This window comes from Kitasatospora sp. NPDC001664 (assembly GCF_053596675.1).
In genome coordinates this window covers 1-16,590 of sequence record NZ_JBSFGS010000042.1, presented here as the reverse complement: position 1 = coordinate 16,590, position 16,590 = coordinate 1, and the positions used below count along the sequence as shown (strand labels likewise).

The 16,590-nt window shown below is 72.7% G+C and carries 19 protein-coding genes; 8 read left to right on the top strand and 11 right to left on the bottom strand.

From position 1 onward, the window contains the following. Position 1 precedes the first annotated feature (1 nt). Positions 2-400, bottom strand: a complete 399-nt coding sequence (locus tag ACWCYY_RS36860; protein ID WP_449798526.1) for a hypothetical protein — start codon at positions 398-400, stop codon at positions 2-4. A 398-nt stretch (positions 401-798) separates the two neighbouring features. Here ACWCYY_RS36860 and ACWCYY_RS36855 point away from each other — a divergent pair, with 398 nt between their 5' ends. Then, entirely contained in the window at positions 799-1,086 is a 288-nt protein-coding gene (locus tag ACWCYY_RS36855; protein WP_449798525.1) for a hypothetical protein, read from the top strand. Here the strand turns inward: ACWCYY_RS36855 and ACWCYY_RS36850 are convergent. Continuing rightward, on the bottom strand, positions 1,052-1,834 hold the full coding sequence (locus ACWCYY_RS36850; RefSeq protein ID WP_449798524.1) for an IS5 family transposase: 783 nt from the start codon (positions 1,832-1,834) through the stop codon (positions 1,052-1,054). The two genes, ACWCYY_RS36855 and ACWCYY_RS36850, sit on opposite strands and share 35 nt — an antisense overlap. Positions 1,835-2,345: 511 nt before the next feature. On the opposite strand from ACWCYY_RS36850, the gene ACWCYY_RS36845 reads away from it, so the two are divergent. Next, positions 2,346-3,554: an IS110 family transposase gene (locus ACWCYY_RS36845; protein ID WP_449798523.1), complete on the top strand. Its 1,209-nt coding sequence runs from the start codon at positions 2,346-2,348 to the stop codon at positions 3,552-3,554. A gap of 37 nt (positions 3,555-3,591) precedes the next feature. Here the strand turns inward: ACWCYY_RS36845 and ACWCYY_RS36840 are convergent, their stop codons facing one another. Both ACWCYY_RS36840 and ACWCYY_RS36835 read right to left on the bottom strand, forming a co-directional pair. Continuing rightward, positions 3,592-3,795 (bottom strand): hypothetical protein, encoded by a 204-nt coding sequence (locus tag ACWCYY_RS36840; RefSeq protein WP_396298494.1) that lies wholly within the window; start codon positions 3,793-3,795, stop codon positions 3,592-3,594. 210 nt (positions 3,796-4,005) lie between these two features. Continuing rightward, positions 4,006-4,911: a hypothetical protein gene (locus tag ACWCYY_RS36835; protein WP_449798522.1), complete on the bottom strand. Its 906-nt coding sequence runs from the start codon at positions 4,909-4,911 to the stop codon at positions 4,006-4,008. Positions 4,912-5,127: 216 nt separating this feature from the next. On the opposite strand from ACWCYY_RS36835, the gene ACWCYY_RS36830 reads away from it, so the two are divergent. Together ACWCYY_RS36830 and ACWCYY_RS36825 are read left to right on the top strand one after the other, a co-directional pair. After that, positions 5,128-5,565 (top strand): hypothetical protein, encoded by a 438-nt coding sequence (locus ACWCYY_RS36830; RefSeq protein WP_449798521.1) that lies wholly within the window; start codon positions 5,128-5,130, stop codon positions 5,563-5,565. Between the two features lie 487 nt (positions 5,566-6,052). Beyond that, the gene (locus ACWCYY_RS36825; protein WP_449798520.1) at positions 6,053-6,703 is read left to right on the top strand and encodes a GNAT family N-acetyltransferase; all 651 of its coding nucleotides are present in this window, start codon (positions 6,053-6,055) and stop codon (positions 6,701-6,703) included. A 42-nt stretch (positions 6,704-6,745) separates the two neighbouring features. Here the strand turns inward: ACWCYY_RS36825 and ACWCYY_RS36820 are convergent, their stop codons facing one another. Next, on the bottom strand, positions 6,746-7,195 hold the full coding sequence (locus tag ACWCYY_RS36820) for a hypothetical protein (RefSeq protein ID WP_449798519.1): 450 nt from the start codon (positions 7,193-7,195) through the stop codon (positions 6,746-6,748). A gap of 165 nt (positions 7,196-7,360) precedes the next feature. Between ACWCYY_RS36820 and ACWCYY_RS36815 the strand changes: the two genes are divergently transcribed. Further along, complete coding sequence (locus tag ACWCYY_RS36815; protein WP_449798518.1) at positions 7,361-7,882, top strand: YbhB/YbcL family Raf kinase inhibitor-like protein; 522 nt, start codon at positions 7,361-7,363, stop codon at positions 7,880-7,882. A 35-nt stretch (positions 7,883-7,917) separates the two neighbouring features. Here ACWCYY_RS36815 and ACWCYY_RS36810 read toward each other — a convergent pair whose 3' ends face one another. Continuing rightward, complete coding sequence (locus tag ACWCYY_RS36810; protein WP_449798517.1) at positions 7,918-8,535, bottom strand: CGNR zinc finger domain-containing protein; 618 nt, start codon at positions 8,533-8,535, stop codon at positions 7,918-7,920. A 103-nt stretch (positions 8,536-8,638) separates the two neighbouring features. Here ACWCYY_RS36810 and ACWCYY_RS36805 point away from each other — a divergent pair, with 103 nt between their 5' ends. Further along, a complete protein-coding gene (locus tag ACWCYY_RS36805) occupies positions 8,639-9,469 on the top strand; it encodes an SDR family NAD(P)-dependent oxidoreductase (protein WP_449798516.1) in 831 nt (276 codons plus the stop codon). Positions 9,470-9,567: 98 nt separating this feature from the next. Here the strand turns inward: ACWCYY_RS36805 and ACWCYY_RS36800 are convergent, their stop codons facing one another. The 4 genes from ACWCYY_RS36800 to ACWCYY_RS36785 all read right to left on the bottom strand — a co-directional run bounded on the left by ACWCYY_RS36800 (position 9,568) and on the right by ACWCYY_RS36785 (position 12,857). Then, on the bottom strand, positions 9,568-10,134 hold the full coding sequence (locus ACWCYY_RS36800; protein WP_449798515.1) for an ASCH domain-containing protein: 567 nt from the start codon (positions 10,132-10,134) through the stop codon (positions 9,568-9,570). A gap of 42 nt (positions 10,135-10,176) precedes the next feature. Then, entirely contained in the window at positions 10,177-11,010 is an 834-nt protein-coding gene (locus ACWCYY_RS36795; RefSeq protein WP_449798514.1) for a DUF3626 domain-containing protein, read from the bottom strand. Further along, positions 11,007-11,885 (bottom strand): aldo/keto reductase, encoded by an 879-nt coding sequence (locus ACWCYY_RS36790; RefSeq protein WP_449798513.1) that lies wholly within the window; start codon positions 11,883-11,885, stop codon positions 11,007-11,009. The genes ACWCYY_RS36795 and ACWCYY_RS36790 overlap by 4 nt, the downstream gene beginning before the upstream one ends. 276 nt (positions 11,886-12,161) lie before the next feature. Further along, positions 12,162-12,857: a TetR/AcrR family transcriptional regulator gene (locus tag ACWCYY_RS36785; protein WP_345279421.1), complete on the bottom strand. Its 696-nt coding sequence runs from the start codon at positions 12,855-12,857 to the stop codon at positions 12,162-12,164. An 82-nt stretch (positions 12,858-12,939) separates the two neighbouring features. Here ACWCYY_RS36785 and ACWCYY_RS36780 point away from each other — a divergent pair, with 82 nt between their 5' ends. Together ACWCYY_RS36780 and ACWCYY_RS36775 are read left to right on the top strand one after the other, a co-directional pair. After that, complete coding sequence (locus ACWCYY_RS36780) at positions 12,940-14,589, top strand: CocE/NonD family hydrolase (protein WP_449798512.1); 1,650 nt, start codon at positions 12,940-12,942, stop codon at positions 14,587-14,589. A gap of 141 nt (positions 14,590-14,730) precedes the next feature. After that, complete coding sequence (locus tag ACWCYY_RS36775) at positions 14,731-15,579, top strand: undecaprenyl-diphosphate phosphatase (RefSeq protein WP_345279452.1); 849 nt, start codon at positions 14,731-14,733, stop codon at positions 15,577-15,579. Positions 15,580-15,603: 24 nt separating this feature from the next. On the opposite strand, the gene ACWCYY_RS36770 is transcribed toward ACWCYY_RS36775, so the two are convergent. Then, positions 15,604-16,323 (bottom strand): DUF1775 domain-containing protein, encoded by a 720-nt coding sequence (locus ACWCYY_RS36770; RefSeq protein WP_449798511.1) that lies wholly within the window; start codon positions 16,321-16,323, stop codon positions 15,604-15,606. Positions 16,324-16,590: the final 267 nt, after the last annotated feature.

Here is a 16,590-nt window from a genome sequence, read left to right as displayed (position 1 = left end):
CTCAGCAGTACGTCTCGATGAAGAGGAGAACGCGGCCGTCGTCCGCCGTGAACTCGTACGCCTCATAGGCTGGCGGGTAGGCGGCGCCGTACCCGGCCCGCGCTTCGAGCCAGGCGGCCGGGCGCTCGGCCTCCGTCAGGAAGTGGGGAATCCACCATCCGACCTCGTCGTCGTAGGAGGTCCCCATCGACATCACGTCGGCCTCGACCGCGAGCCGTTTGGCCCGGCGGGGGTCAAGCGGCCCGCGGGCGAGCCGCCAGTAGGTGCCGCCGGCGTCGGTGAAGCCGCGGGCCTCCACGGGCTGGTCGAGGTACGAGCTGCACGGGCCCTCCGTCGTCGGTGGCGGCAGGGCCCCGACCATCTCAGCGAGGGTCACCGCGCGCTTCTGCTTCTTCGACACCCACACAGGATGCCAGGCATACACCCGCCGGCCACCAGTCAAGATCGGTTGGCAAACGGTCAAGATCATGTGGCAGAGGACATACCGCTTGACTTCTTAGAAGCCGTTGTCTTTCCGATAGTGGCGGGTGCGTTTCCCCTGGTGGGGCATGGGGCGGGTGCTTCAGCGGGAGAGATGAGGTGTCGTGTCGTCCCTGTGGTGGAGGTGTCGGATGCCGTCTGTGGTGGGGCTGTTGGAGGAGCGGGAGCGTGCGGCTCGGCGGCGGGTGGAGGTCCTGCAGGCCGAGCTGCGTGAGGCGGAAGCCGTGTGGGAGCGGTTCGTGATCACTCGTCAGACGGTGGCCGAGGTGCTGGCGGAACCTGCCGCGGGCGAGGAGGTGTCGCCGGCCGGTGCGACCGGTGGACGGCCTGCGCGGGCGGCAGGGGCGGCGCCCGGATCGGTGGTTCCCGCCTGGCGGGAAGGGCTCGCTCGCGCCGGACTACCAGCGGCTCGTAAAGGTCCTGACCGACAGGAGCGGGGAGGTGATGGACTGTCGGCAACTCGCTGCGGCACTCGGGCTGGAGGTCGTCGCGGCGAAGGTGGAAGGGGTGCGCTCGAAGGCGAAGCGCCTGGCCGCGCGGGGCTGGCTGGCCGAGGAACGCCCGGGGATGTTCAGTGCGCTCGTCGGGCGAGTCGGCGGCTCATGACCATGGTCATCGACCAGCGGATCATCGCCTCCGAGGTGTCGGTGCGCCTCTCGTAGTCGCGCGCGAGGCGGCGTGAGCGCATCAGCCACGCGAACGTCCGCTCCACCAGCCACCTTTTCGGCAGCACCGTGAAGCCGCCGCTGTCGTCGGCGCGTCGGACCACGGTCAGGGCGATCCGCAGAACATCGCGGGCGAGGCCGACCAGGGGTCCGGTGTAGCCGCCGTCGGCCCAGACCAGGGTGATGCGCCAGTGCCGTGCGCGAATCCGGGCCAGCAGCGTCCGGGCCGCGTCGCGGTCGGTGACAGAAGCTGCGGTGACCAGCACCGACAGCAGCAGCCCGAGGGTGTCCACGACGATGTGACGCTTGCGGCCGTTCACCTTCTTCCCGCCGTCGAAGCCCCGGCTGGCGGCCGGCACCGACGCGGCCGCCTTCACCGACTGCGCGTCGATGATCCCCACGGTCGGCTCCCGGTCCCGGCCGGCGGCCTCGCGGACCCGCTCGCGCAGCCGGTCGTGGAACTCGGCGGCCAGGCCTTTGTCGCGCCAGCGCCGGAAGAACGCGTAGACGCGATCCCACGCGGGGAAGTCCGCGGGCATCGCCCGCCAGGCGATGCCGCCGGCGACCAGGTAGCGCACCGCGTCGACCAGTTGGCGGTGGCAGTAGCCCTCCGGCTGTCCGCCGCGGCCTTCCAGCCAGGCCGGGACAGGCATCGCCTCACGCACGACCGCCCACTCGGCGTCGCTCATGTCCGAGGGGTACCTCGGACGCCTGTGCGGACGGTTCCCGGCGTTCCCGAACCTGTGGGCGAGACAGTCACACTCCCGGGCGGCCGAGTTGGAACCCGCGGGCACGAGGGCGTACAACTGCGGCAACAGGGCCTCCTGGCGTGCTCACGGTCTCGACAACCTCGAGCTGCACCAGGGGCCCTGTCTCCATGCCCGGCACGCGGCAATATCACCCGACCGAGCCACACCAATCGAACCCACGTCCATCAAGACCGGTACAACAACGGCTTCTTAGCCCCCTGAGATGTCCTACCTTCTGAGCGGGATGAGCGGGCCATTCGTTGGGTCCGGTCGCCCAGGGGCACCGGGTGTGGCTGCTGAGATGTTGCCGACCGTGGCTTGCGAGACTTGGCCGCCCGGTGCCCCAACGACGACCCGGCCGCTCATTGGGAGTTGCGAGCACATCGCTGAGTAGGACAACGCCGGCGCGGTCGTCCGAGTACGAGACAACTTCGACGGCACCTGGAGCGCGATGAGCGGGATATGGGCGGGGATCGACGCAGGCAAGGGACACCACCACTGCGTGGCCCTGGACGCCGAGGGCGGCAAGTTGCTGTCGCGCCGCGCCGCCAACGACGAACCCGAGCTGCTGAAGCTCATCGCCGACGTCCTCGCCCTGGGCGAAGACGTGACCTGGGCCATCGACCTCGCCGACGGCGGCGCCGCGCTGGTCATCGCCCTGCTCGTCGGCCACGGACAGCGCGTCCTCTACATCCCCGGCCGGACCGTCAACCGCGCCAGCGCCGGCTACCGGGGCGAAGGCAAGACCGACGCCCGCGACGCTGTCGTCATCGCCGACCAGGCCCGCATGCGCCGCGACCTGATGCCCGTCAACGTCGCCGACGACAACCTGACCGAGCTCAGGCTCACCACACGCCGCCGCACCGACCTGGTCTGCGACCGCACCCGCGCCGTCAACCGTCTCCGAGGCATGCTGACCAGCCTCTTCCCCGCACTGGAAAGGGTGTTGGACCTGTCCAACACCGGCCCGCTGGTCCTGCTGACGGGCTACCAGACCCCGGCCGGGATACGCCGCATGGGCGCCAGCAGACTGGAGACCTGGCTCCGCAACCGCAAGGTCCGCGGCTGCGTGAGCCTCGCACGGCTGGCCGTCGACGCCGCCGAGCGCCAGCACACCGCCGTTCCCGGCGAGAAGGCCACGGCCCGCATGGTGCACACCCTGGCCCGCGAGGTCATGGACCTGAACGAGAAGATCGCCCAGGCCGACCAGGCGATCCAGGCCGCTTTCCAGGCCCAGCCGCACGCCGAGATCGTCACCAGCGTTCCCGGCATCGGCCCCCTGCTCGGCGCGGAGTTCCTCGCCGCGACCGGCGGCGACATGGCCCTGTTCGCCAGCCCCGACCGCCTCGCCACCTACGCCGGCCTCGCACCCGCGCCACGCGACTCCGGAAAGATCAGCGGCAACCGGCACCGCCCCACCCGCTACCACCGCGGACTCCAACGCGTCTTCTACATGTCCGCGATGAGCAGCCTGACCTGCTGCCCCGACTCGCGGCGCCATTACGACCGCAAACGGGCCGAAGGCAAGCGCCACAGCCAGGCCGTCCTGGCCCTGGCGCGCCGACGCGTCAACGTCCTGTGGGCACTGCTGCGTGACGGTCGGTGCTACCAACCTGCACCACCAGTCATCGCATCTCTGTCCTCTGACAGACGATCTTGACCGATTGCCAAGGGACTCTGACCGGTCGGGCCGAGCCTCAGGTGTAGACGTTGTGGCCGTACTCCTCGCGGCTCACCTGGAAGTCGTCCGGCCGGTCGCGGCGGAGCTCTTCGTACCGGACCCCGAAGATGTCGATCGCTTCGTGGAGCGTGCAGCCGGTCGCGTCCATGATCTCTTTGAAGGCTCGGACTATCCGCTCGTCCAGAATGTGACGGTCCACGCTCTCGGGCAGCTGTTCCATAGGTCGACCGTATCGGCAGCCGTTCGACCGTGTCGATCAATATCACTTGGCAAACGGTCAAGATCACCTGTCAGAGGACAATCTCCTTGACAAGCGGCATTGGGAAGTCTGTCCCGTGACGTCAACTACTGCGGTTCCGCAGCTCGTTGCCGGTGAGGCCGAGCGGCTTCCGTGGTGATGCGGGCGGCTCGGCCTCCGGTCGCCGTTCGCCTACGCCGTCGTGCTCCGTGCGGCCCAGGCCGTGTCGACCGTGGCTGCCCGTTCGAGCCAGGTGTCGCGGATGGTGGCGGTGATGGCGGTGGCGTTGTGGGTGAGGAAGCCGGGGCCGCCGTTGGGGGCGGCCGTCAGGTCGACGTAGGACCACCAGGCCCAGTGACCGCCCCAGCCCTTGGAGAGGAAGCGGTGGCTCAGGGTGGCCCGGAGGGTCAGGTCGGTGCAGTAGATGCCGTGGAACGGGCGCAGGTTCGGGTCGTCGGGGTCGGGGCCGCGGTGGCTGTCGGCCTGGCGGCGGGAGCCGAAGGCGAAGCCCAGGACCGGGCTGTCGTCGACCAGCCAGTGGGGCTTGCTGAGGACCACGGCGGTCTCCGGGTAGGCGCCCCGGTCGCCCTGGGCCCGGTAGTTGACTGTTCGGACCACGAGGTCCGCCCCGAGCTCCGCCGTCAGGGCGGGGAGGGCCGTCGCGACGTGGGCGGGCAGCTGCGGGAGGAGGAGGCGGGCCGCCTCCTGGGCGGCGAGGAGTGCGGGGCCGTGGGTGACCCAGAAGCCGGCGTCCGCGTCGTCGTCGGTGCTCACTCCCACGGTGGCCTCCAGGTCGCTCAGGTAGTCGTCGGCGTGGCGGCGGCCGGGCGCATCGCCGGCCGTGACGAGCAACTCCGCCAGGTGGCCCGCGAGTTCTCGCAGGCTGACGGGCCGGAAGCGGCCGTCCGTGGGGCGGGTGCCCGTGCGGGTGAGGAACACGAACACCGGGTCGGGCAGGTCGGCGAAGTCGTCCCCCTGACGGGCCGTCTGCCCGTCGCCCTCCGAGGCGTGCAGCTTCACCTCGATGACGACGGAGGCCACCTGGCTGGTGACGACGAGGTCGGGGCGGCTCGACGCTCCGCGGACCTGCTGGTGCACCTGGGCCCGGTCCAGGCGGTGGTCGGCGGCGAGGTGTGGCAGGCCCGCGAGGGACAGCAGGGCACACAGCAGGCCGGGGCCTGATAGGGCTCCTGAATTTCCCCACCCGCTGCTCTTGCGTCGGCCAGACCTGCTCACCTACTTCCCCACCCTCGGCGAAACCGGTCGGGGGCGGACGGGTTAGACCTGAGGTGGCTCAGCGGGCACGATGCCCCGGTGAGCATTGTCATCAAGTTCTTCGTGGCACCGAACCGGGACGCCGCAGCCGCCGTCGTGGAAGGTGGTCCCGATGGGGTCTTCGACTCGCTGACATACGGCAACTTCGACGCCGAGGAAGCCCTGATCGAGTGGGAGAGCATCTTCACCGGCCAGAGTTTCGCCGAGCTCGTCGACGCTGATGTGCCCGAAGTCGTTGCTGACCTGGAGGACGGCGAGGGCCCGCTGATCTTCTTGGTTCCCGCTTCACTCCAGGACGCGCTGGCCGGTGCTGACGACCTCCGGCTTGCCGAGGCCAGTCGGCGGTGGGTCCAGGAGCGGGCTGAAGACCGAGAGGTGCTTGCCCCGGAGATCTCCGCCTGGATCCTGACGGGCTTGGCCGAGCTGGCGAGCGGGATCGGCGACCGGGAGGACCGGTTGTACTGCTGGACCGCGTAAAGGCGCGAGACGGTCTCTGCTGATCGTCGTCTGCTCCGGGCTGAGACCGAAGCGCCCGCCAGGGCCAGCTGACCGGCGCGGGCCTGCCGACCGAGCTTCAGCGCTCGATCGAAGCACCGACTGCCTCTGCCCGGCAGTCCGAACACCTTCCGGCCCCCTTCCTCGCGACGAACCGGTGCCGATAGACCGTCACCTGGCGCCGCGGGATGCCACAGAGAGTCGCCACATCCGCCAAGGCGTGCTCCAGAACGGGGCCATCCGTCGCGCGGCACGCGGCAAAACCAGTCGTGGCAAGCCCGAGCGCGACGGCGAGGGAACGGAGACGGCGACCAAGCTGAGGCATGGCCACCACCCTCGCACACGGCTTGATCCACATAAGGCCTTCAAGATCGCCAGCTGCTGCCCAAACCGCCGACCAAACGCTGCTCCTTCACGAGAACGTGGCCATCCAGGTGTCCGAGGAGGGCGGCAACGCCGACAATGGCGCATGCTGACCGACCACTGGCCGCTGCTCGGCCTGCGCCTGCGCACACCCCGCCTCGAACTCCGACTGCCCACCGACGACGAGCTGGCCGCCTTGGCCGATTTGGCGGCGGCCGGTGTCCACGCGCCGGACCGGATGCCCTTCCTGGTGCCGTGGACCGACCTCCCGCCCGAGGAGCGGGCCCGTTCGGTGGTGCAGCACCACTGGCTGCGCCGGGGGAACTGGTCCCCGCAGGACTGGGCCCTGAACCTGGCCGTCCTCGAGAGCGGCCGGGTCGTCGGCCAACAGACCGTCGCCGCCCGGGAGTTCGCCGTGCTGCGGCAGGTCGGCACCGGTTCCTGGCTGGGGACGGCCCACCAGGGCCGGGGCATCGGCACCGAGATGCGGGCCGCCGTCCTGCACCTGGCGTTCGCCGGGCTGGGGGCGGCCGAGGCGACGTCGGGGGCGTTCGAGGACAACGGCCCCTCGTACGCGGTGTCGCTCAAGCACGGGTACGAACCCGACGGGGTCGACCGGCACGTGGTGCGCGGGAAGCCCGTGACCACCAGGCGGCTGCGGCTGGGCCGGGCCCGGTGGGAGGAGCACCGGAGCGTCCGGGTCACGGTGGAGGGGCTCGCGCCCTGTCTGCCGTTGTTCGGTCTCCCGGACTCCTGACGGACGGTCCCGGACGAACGGGCCGGGACGCGCGGCGCTCGGCTACGGGCAGATCCAGCAGTACAGGCCTTGGCCGCGGGCCGCCGCCCGGGTCGCGAGGGCGGCCAGGTCCGTCAGGAAGTCCAGCAGCCAAGGCCGTTCGGACGGCCCGAGGGAGGCGTCGGAGCGGGACCAGAGGTCGGCCGCCTCGGCGAGTGACGCGGGGGTGGCGGCGGCGAGTGCGTCCCGGAAGGCGGGCGAGAGCCCCAGCGTGACCACCTCGCCGTCCTCGATCATGCCGACCAGCCGGCCCCGTGCGGGGTCCGCGGTGACGGCTGCGGCCGGGCCGCCGCGGAGGCGGGCCTCGGCGGGGAGCAGGCAGACGACCGGGTCCAGGTGCTTGACCTCGACCCCGTCGTAGCCCGCGCCGAGCGGACCGTCGTCGTCGCGGTCGATCGCGCCGAGCGCGTGTGCGTCGTCATCGGCGGCGTAGTAGCCGAACAGAACTCCCATGTGGCCGATCATCGTGCCCGGCACTGACAGGGCGCGGCCTCTCTGGGCTTCCCATCCTAGCGGGACGGGTGCCGGAGAACGGGTATTCGAAAGGGGGTGGGCGTGGCGCGCGCGGGCTGGGCTAATCTCCGCCGGTACCCGATCCGACCAGGGAGAACATCCGCCATGATCAGGCCTCCGCTGCCCCACGAATTCCTGCGCCCCGTACCGGCGTTCAGCGTCAGCAGTGACGACGTGAAGGACGGCGGCACGCTGCTGCCGGCCCAGACGCTGGAGGGCGGCAACCTCTCGCCGCAGCTCGCGTGGTCGGGGTTCCCGGCCGGGACCAAGAGCTTCGCGGTGACCTGTTTCGACCCCGACGCGCCCACGGGCAGCGGGTGGTGGCACTGGGTGCTGTTCAACCTTCCGGTGACCACCACGGAGCTGCCCGCCGGGGCGGGGAGCGGGGCGTTCCCGGGGCTGCCGGAGGGGGCGGTACACGGGCGGAACGACTACGGGACCAAGGAGTTCGGCGGTGCGGCGCCGCCGCCCGGGCACGGGCCGCACCGGTACGTGTTCACCGTGCACGCCCTGCCCGTCGAGGAGTTGGGGCCGGACGCGGACACCTCGGCGGCGGCGATCAGCGGCGCGCTCGGGTTCTTCGCCCTCGGCCGGGCCGTCCTGGTGGCGGAGTACGAGAACCGGTAGCGCCCGGTCCGAGGCGTGAGCCCCCGAGGGGCGTCTCACGCCTCGGGGGCCGCCTCGCGCCGGCGTTGGCGGTGCTTGCGCATGGAGACCTGGGAGCCGCAGCCGGTGCTGCAGTACAGACCGCCGCCGTTGCGGGTGCGGTCGAAGAAGCCGAAGTGGCACGGGGGGTTCAGGCAGGCCTTGACCCGGCCCCAGTCGCCGCTCTGCGCGGCGGTCGTGACCGCAGCCAGGACGGTGCCGAAGACGCGCGGCACGCCGGTCTGCGGCGAGGCCAGCTCCACCCCGCGGGCCGTGACCACCGGCGCCAGCGGGTAGAGCGAACCCACGCTCCGCAGGTACCGCTCCGCGCACAGCAGCGGCTCCCCCTGGCTCTCCGGGTCGCCCGAGTGCGCGAGCAGCAGCGTCACCAGGGCGTCGCGCAGTTCGCGCGCGACCGCCGCGTCGGCGTCGGTCGGCTCGGCCACGCCGCCGAAGTCCTCGTCGAAGTCCTCGCGCTCGGCCAGCCAGGCCGCGAACGCGTCCCCGTCCGCGAAGAGTTCTCGGCTCCCCCCACCGTCGGCGCGCGTGTTCACGAACGCGAGGACGGTCTCGACCGTCGGCGTGACGGTGCGTGGGCTGCTGGGTCCGGGGGATGCGGCTGTCACGCCGGCCATCCTCCCACAGGGCGCCAGCGCGATGCGAGCTAATGGCGTTAGAACATAACTCTATGGTCGATCAAGATTGACTCGTTGCGAGCTAAGCCAATACGGTCGCAACATGAACCAGACACGCACATGGCTGATCACCGGCGCGACCTCCGGCATCGGCCGTGAACTGACCCTCCAGGCACTGAAGAACGGCGAGTCCGTCGCCGCCCTCGCCCGCGACACCTCCTCGCTGCGGGAACTGACGCACGCTCACACCGACAGGCTGCTCCTCCTCCCGACGGACGTACGCGAGGAGCAGGCCGTCGAGGAGGCGGTGAAGAGCACGCTCGCCCGGTTCGGCCGGATCGACGTCGTGGCCAACAACGCGGGGTACGGGCTGTTCGGAGCCGTCGAGGAGGCCTCCGACGCGCAGGCGCGGGCCGTGTTCGACACCAACGTCTTCGGGGCGCTCAACGTGCTCCGCGCAACACTCCCGGTGCTCCGGGCCCAGCGCTCGGGGCACGTCCTCCAGGGCTCCTCGGTGTACGGGCAGTCCGCCCACCCCGGCGTGGGCCTGCTCGCCGCCACCAAGTACGCGGTCGAGGGGCTGACGGACGCGCTCGCGGCGGAGGTCGCACCGCTCGGCATCAAGGTCACCCTCATCCAGCCCGGGATGACCGCGACCCCGTTCCTCGCCAACCTGGACGTCGCGGCCGGCCTGGACGACTACGACCCGACCGTCCGTCAGGTCCACCAGGCCATCGGGGAGATGCCGGCGTCCGCGTTCTCCGACGCCGCGCGGATCGCCGAAGGCATCCGGGGTGCGGTCGACAGCCCCAACCCGCCGCTGCGCCTGGCCCTCGGCGCCTCCAGCGCGGCGGCCCTGCGCCCGGCCCTGGAGGCACGGCTCGCGGACCTGGAGGCCTGGCTGCACGTGACCGAGGCCGTCGACCGCCGCTAGACGCCGAACGGACAGGGGTCCGGGTCGAAGCCACTGCAGATGGCTTCGACCCGGACCCCTGTCCTACCACGGTGCGGTCCGCCGTCGGGTGCCGGGCGTCAGGCCTCGGCCTGCCAGAGGACGCGGAAGCGCTGGGCGACCACCTCGGTGTCGTCGTCGACGGTGAAGTCGGGGCCGAGTTCGGCGCGGACTTCGGGGCCGTGCCAGAAGGACTCGTGGTTGGTGCGCCACTGGGCCACCGTCTCGTCGCCCTCGCCCTCGTCGACCGCGTGGCGCAGGTCCACGTCGGCGAGGCGCAGGACGCGGACCTCGGTGAGTTCGATGACCGCGACGCGGTGGCCGTCGGAGTCGATGACGGCGGCGCGGTGGCCGGCCCGGGGCAGCGGGTCTCCGGTGGTGGCGTAGTCGACGGCCAGGCCGGTGGTGGTGGTCTTGGCCCCGGAGAGGACCGCGCCGACGAGCTGGTCGCGGAGCGGGCCGGGGAAGGCGAACTCGAAGACGGGGAGGGCGTCGATGTCCATGGTGGGGACGGTAGCCGACGGACCGTCGAGGACGGCGAGCAGCAGGGCGGTGACGGCGCCCGAGCTGGTGCCGAGGACGTACGCGGGCGCGTCCGGGGAGTGGTGGTCGAGCAGGCGGCGGGCGCCACCGGCCCAGACCTCCACCCGCTGGGCGGCGGGCGGGCCGCCGAGCGGACTGAGGGGCCATCAGGTGGTGCGGGGGCCGCCGAAGCGGGCCAGGTAGTGCCAGACGCGCTTGAGGGCCTGCGGGTCGTGCTCGCCGGAACGGGCCGCCTCCCCGAGGACCAGCGGGTCGAGGTGGCCGTCCCGGGCGAGGGCGAGGCCGAGCCCGACGAACTCCGGCCCCCGGTAGTCGGGGTGACGGCGCAGCACCTCGGTGCTCAGTCGCAGGCCCGGGTGGTACTCGACGGGACAGGGCAGCGCGGCTGCGGCCTCCTCGACCTCGGTGCCCAGGTAACAGGGGTCGAGGACGAGGGCCTCCACGTCGCGGGCGAGGTGGACGCCGCCGTGGACATGGGCCTCGACGTAGTCGTCCAGGGCGTCCTGGTCGTCCGCCTCGGCCAGCTCGATCAGGGCCATCCGCTCGGCGGTGCCGAAGTGTTCGGGCTCCAGGAAGCTGTCCGGGTAGCAGAAGGTGGTGCGGTCCAGGGCCCCGGCGGTGAGCCGGAAGAAGGCGGAACCGAAGCGCGGGGCCGCACCGTACGGGCGGTGGCGGAAGTCGAGGGCGCCGTACACCGGGCGCTCGGCGGGCGGGGCCTGGTCGTACGCGCCGCCGAAGATCCGGCTCTCCCAGGCCCAGCGGTCGCCGCCGGGGTGGGCGGTCAGGCCGCCGTTGCTGGTGCCGGTGACGAACTGGGAGTGGTAGCTGCCGTCCTCGGCGAGCGCGGCCAGGACCGTGCGGCCGGCGGTGGTGCGGTCGGGGTGGAAGTTGAGGGTGACCCGGAGGCCGGCCGGGAGGGGTGCCCCGTGGGACAGGGCGGTGACGTGACGGATCGCCAGGTCCGCGGGGGTGGCCGTCACGCCTCGGCCTCCAGGACGGTGAGTTCGGCCTCGGTGAGGCGGATGGCTCCGGCGGCGACGTTCTGCTCCAGGTGGACGGGGTTGCCGGTGCCGGGGATGGCCAGCACGTGCGGGCCCTGGGCCAGGCTCCAGGCCAGCCGGATCTGGGCGGGGCTGGCGCCGTGCGTCTCGGCGGCGGCGAGCAGGGCGGGGCCGTCGGTGTGCTCGGCACCGGCCTCGGCGCCCTTGCCGGCGATGGCGAAGAACGGGACGAAGGCGATGCCCTGCTCGCCGCAGGCCTCCAGGACGGCGCGCTGGGCGGGGGTGGCGCCCAGGCCGAAACGGTTCTGCACGCAGACCACGGGGGCGATCCGCCGGGCCTCGGCGAGCTGGGTGGTGTCGGCGTTGGAGAGGCCGAGGTGACGGATCAGGCCGGCCTCGCGGAGCTCGGCGAGGGCGCCGAAGTGCTCGGCGATCGGGGCGCGGCCGTTGGTGCGGTAGTTGACCAGGTCGAGGTGGTCGCGGCCGAGCTGACGGAGGTTCTCCTCGACGTGCCCGCGGAGCTGGTCGGGGCGGGCCCACTCCAGCCACTCGCCGGTGACGTCGCGGACCGGGCCGACCTTGGTCGATATCAGGAGGTCGTCCGGGTACGGGGCGAGGGCGGAGTTGATCAGCTCGTTGGCGGAGCGGAGGGTGGAGAAGTAGATGGCGGCGGTGTCGATGTGGTTGACGCCCAGCTCGACGGCGCGGCGGAGCACCGCGAGGGAGCGCGAGCGGTCGCTGGGGGTGCCGAGGTCGAAGGCGGCGCTGCCGGTGAGGCGCATCGCGCCGAAGCCGAGGCGGTGCACGGGGAAGTCGCCGAGGGTCCAGGTACCGGAGGTGGCTGCAGTGATCACCGAGGGATGATGCCACGGGCTCCGCCGCGGGTACACGGAGTTTCCGGACGGGACCACGGTCGGGTTTCAGGGGCGCGGGGCGGCTCCGCCGCGTGGGTGCGCTGACGCCGGAGGCTCAGGGGCGCGGGGAACTGCGCGAATCGGGAGAAGGAGACCGTGTGCCGGGTACGGGCGCTCACTTGCACGTGGTTCTCCGTACCCGGCAGACGGGAGAGGTCTTCCGCTTCGCGCAGTTCCTCGCGCCCCTGATGCCTTCGGCATCGGCGCGGCGCGGCGTCAGTCCGTGACGCCGGCGAGGAGGCGGTCGAGGAGGCGGGTGAAGGTGGCGTCGGGGTCGGCGGGGGTGGGGGGTTCGGCGAGGGTGGCGGCGAGGTGGGGGTAGGCGCCGGTGGCGGCCATGGTGGTGAGGTAGCGGTACTGGGCGGCGGCGAAGTCCGGGCCGGCGGTCTCCAGGGCGCGGCGCTGGGCGAGTTCGTACCCGACGTGGCTCGCGACGAAGCCGCTGATCAGGGCGAAGACCTCGGCGCGGGCCCCGCCGGAGAGCCCGGAGGGGGCCAGCACGGCCAGCGCGTGCTCCAGGGCCGCCAGGGTGCCGGGCCCGATGGTGCGACGCTGCGGAAGGGCGGCGACCAGCCAGGGGTGACGGTGCATCAGGGTCCGTTGGGCCCGGGCCAGACCACGGACGTCGGCCCGCCAGTCCTCGCTCGGGGGCGGGAACTCCATCCCGGCCGAGACCGCGTCGACCATCAGTTCCAGCAGGGTGTCCTTGTCGGGCACGTAGCTGTACAGCGACATGACGGCCACCCCGAGCCGGGCCGCCACCGCCCGCATGGTGACGGCGGCCAGCCCCTCCTCGTCGGCCAGTCCGACCGCCGCCACCGTGATCTGCTCCCGGCTGTACCGGGGCGGCCGGCCCCGGCCGGGCCGGTCCGGCGGCAGCCAGAGCCGTTCGGGGTCGATGCCCTCCGCCACGCTCCGCTCCTCTCCCAGGGGTGGACTCCATCCAAGCACCCGCTATTCTCGTACAACGTACGAAAAAGAGGAGGGGGCCCCGATGCCCGAGACCACCCGCCGCCCGCCCCGGGCCGCCCGGCTGCTCCGCCGCACCCTGCGCGGCCTGCCCCCGAAGCGCTTCGACACCCGCCACCGCCCGGCGCTGGAGGTGCCGGCCGAGGACGGCACCGTGCTGCTGACGGACCACCACCTCCCGGTCGGCCCCGGCCCGTTCCCGACCGTGCTGCTCCGCTCCCCCTACGGCCGGGGGTTCCCGTGGATGCCGCTGTACGGGCTGGCACTGGCCGAGCAGGGGTTCCACGTGGTGATCCAGAGCTGCCGGGGCACCGGCGGCTCCGGCGGGGAGTTCCGGCCGTGGCGGGACGAGCGGGCCGACGGCCTGGCCACCGTGGAGTGGCTGCGCGGGCAGCCGTGGTTCGACGGCCGGCTCGGCACCATCGGCCCCAGCTACCTGGGCTACGTCCAGTGGGCGCTGGCCGCCGACCCGCCGCCGGAGCTGCGCGCCATGGTGGTGCACAACGGCGTCCACGACCCGTACGGCTTCTTCCGCACCGGCGGCGCACCCGGCGCCCCGGGCGTGTTCCAGCTGGAGAACGCGCTGATCGCCTCGGTCGGGCTGCTCCACTTCCAGCACGGCTTCGGCGCGCTGATGCGCGCCGCCGCGCGCCTGCAGCGCCATCTGCGCGCCGCCACCCGGGGCCTGCCGCTCCGTCAGGCGTACACCGCCGGGACGGGCCGGCCGGTCCCGTTCCTGGCGGAGGCCATGGACCACCCGGAGCCGGGCGACCCGTACTGGCACGGCGCCGACCTCGCGGCGGTGGCCCGGCGGACCTCGGTGCCGACGGCTCTGGTCACCGGCTGGTGGGACGTCCAGCTCGGGCAGACCCTCGGGCAGTGGGAGCGGCTCGGCGAGGCCGGGGCGCCGTGCTCCCTGCTGGTCGGACCGTGGACGCACACCTCCACCCTGGGCCCCGGCCTGCCCGAGACCTTCCGGGAGAGCCTGGCCTGGCTCCGCGCCCACCTGGCCGACGACCCGTCAGGGCTGCGGGCCGCACCGGTCCGGGTGCACACCGGTGAGGGCTGGCGCGAGCTCGCCGAGTGGCCGCCGCCGGGCAAGGAGCTGCTACTCCACCTGGACGGGGAGCGGCTCTCACCCGAGGCCCGGCCCGGGGCGGAGCCGCTGCGGCTGCGGGCCGTGCCGGACCGGCCGGTGCCCTCGGTGGGCGGCGCGCTGCTCTCCCAGCAGGCCGGGCCCCGCCGGGTGGACGCACCCGGCCGGCACGAGGCGGTGCTGAGCCTGGACGGCGAGCCGTTCGACGGGCCGGTGCGGCTGCTCGGCCCGGTGAGCCTCGAGCTGCTGGTCGACTCGGGCCACCTGGACCTCTACGCCAGGCTCTGCGAGGTCGACCCGCGCGGGCGGGCGGTCCACCTCACCGACGGGGTGGTCCGGCTCACCCCCGGCACCGACCGGCCGGACCGGGTGACCCTCACCCTGGACCCCGCCGCCCGGCGGATCGCTGCGGGCCACCGGCTACGGCTCCAGCTGGGCCCCGCGCCGCACCCCCGCTACGCCCGCAACCCCGGCACCGGCGAGTCCGACACCACCGCCACCCGGCTGGTCCCGGCCCGGGCCACCGTGCACCCCGGCTCGGTGCTCCGGGTCACGGTGGAGCACCCGGACGGGTCCTGAGACGCCGTCAGTCCGAACGGCGCCCCGAGGGTCCGCCGTCCACCTCGAACCGCTAGCATCGCGCCCGGAACACCCGTCAGCAGAACAGGATCACCAGCAGATGCGCTCCCCCCTCCAGACGACTCGGGCGGGTGCCCGGTGATCAGCTGGTTCGAAGCCACCGTCCTCGGACTGATCCAGGGGCTCACCGAGTTCCTGCCGGTCTCCTCCAGCGCCCACCTCCGGGTGTTCTCCGCCCTGTTCGGCTGGGAGGACCCGGGCGCCGCGTTCACCGCCGTCACCCAGCTGGGCACCGAGTCCGCGGTGCTGATCTACTTCCGCAAGGACATCTGGGCGATCATCACCGCCTGGACCGCCGCGCTCTTCAAGAAGGAGCGGCGGAGCGACCCGAACGCCCGGCTCGGCTGGTTCGTGATCCTCGGCACCCTGCCGATCGGCATCTTCGGCGTGCTGTTCCAGGACACCATCGAGAGCAGCCTGCGCGACCTGCGGGTCATCGGCACCACGCTGATCCTGTTCGGCGTGATCCTGGCCGTGGCCGACCGGACCCGCGCGGTCCGCAACGCCAAGCCGATCTCCGAACTGACCCTGCCGCACGCCCTCGGCTACGGCTTCGCCCAGTCGCTCGCCCTGATCCCCGGCGTCTCCCGCTCCGGCGGCACCATCAGCGCCGGCCTCTTCCTCGGCTACAGCCGGGAGGCGGCGGCCCGGTACTCCTTCCTGCTCGCCATCCCCGCCGTCCTGGCCTCGGGCGTGCTCGAGCTGTTCAAGATCGGCGAGGGGCCGGCCCCGGCCTGGGGGCCGACGCTGCTGGCCACGGGCATCGCCTTCGTGGTCGGGTACGCGGCGGTGGCGTGGTTCCTGAAGTACATCTCGCACCACAGCTTCATGCCGTTCGTGGTGTACCGGATCGCGCTCGGCATCCTGATCATCGCGCTGGTCAGCGCCGGGGTGCTCACCCCGGACGCGGGGACGCCCGCGGCGCACTGACGGTGGCCGCGGTGGCGCCGTCGCTCAGCCCTCGGCGGAGCGGCGGCGCCACCAGACCACGCCACCGGTGACCACCAGCAGCAGGACCACGGCACCGATGATCACCGGGCCGTTGGAGCCGGCGCCCTCGTCGGTGCTCTGCACGGAGACGGGGGTCGCCGACGGGGAGACGGTCGGCGTGGGGGTAGCGGTCGGGGAAGGGGACGGGGTCGGCGTCGGTGTCGGCGAGGGGGACGGCGTCGGGGCGGCGAGCGGGGTGGCGCCGGGGGCGGCCTTGGCCAGCTTGAGGACGGGGGCCGGGTTCTTGGGCTCGGAGCCGTTCTGCGGGATCTCGATCCAGCGGTCGACCTGGGTGTCGGAGTACATGACCAGGGTCTTGAAGGCGAGCTGCGGCGCGTCCGGCAGCTGACGGACCTTCACCTGGTACTCGGCGGCCTTGCCCGGCGCGAGCGCGGGCCCGCTCACCGTGAAGCCCTCCGGGCCGGGCTTGAAGGCCCACCCCTGCGGCGCCTTCACCAGACTCACGTCGGCCGGCCCGATGCCCTGCGGGAGCACCACCTGCACCTCGTCGACCCCGGCGGTGTCCGACTCCCCCGCCGCCTTGAACGCCAGTACGGCGTCCACCGCGAGGGCCTGTGCCTGCTGCGAGCTCACGCCGGTGTGGGCGGAGGCCGGGGCGGCGGCGAGGAGCACGGCGGCGAGGGCGGCTATCGGGGCCGCGACGCGGGTGAGGTGACGGTTCATCGGGCCATGATGTCAGCGTTGCTGCGGGGAGGCAGCGAAAGTGGTCACCCCGGGGGCGCGGGGAACTGCGCGAAGGGGAACGAAACGACCCGTGTGCCGGGTACGGAGACCCACTTGCACGTGAGCATCCGTACCCGGCACACGGGTCACTTTCTTCCGATTCGCGCAGTTCCCCGCGCCCCGGACCGCCCACCCGGCGGTCCGGGGCGCGGCCCCGGGCGGGTCCGGGCGCGGTGCCGGCCGTGGCCGGTGGGGCGGCGGCGGCTG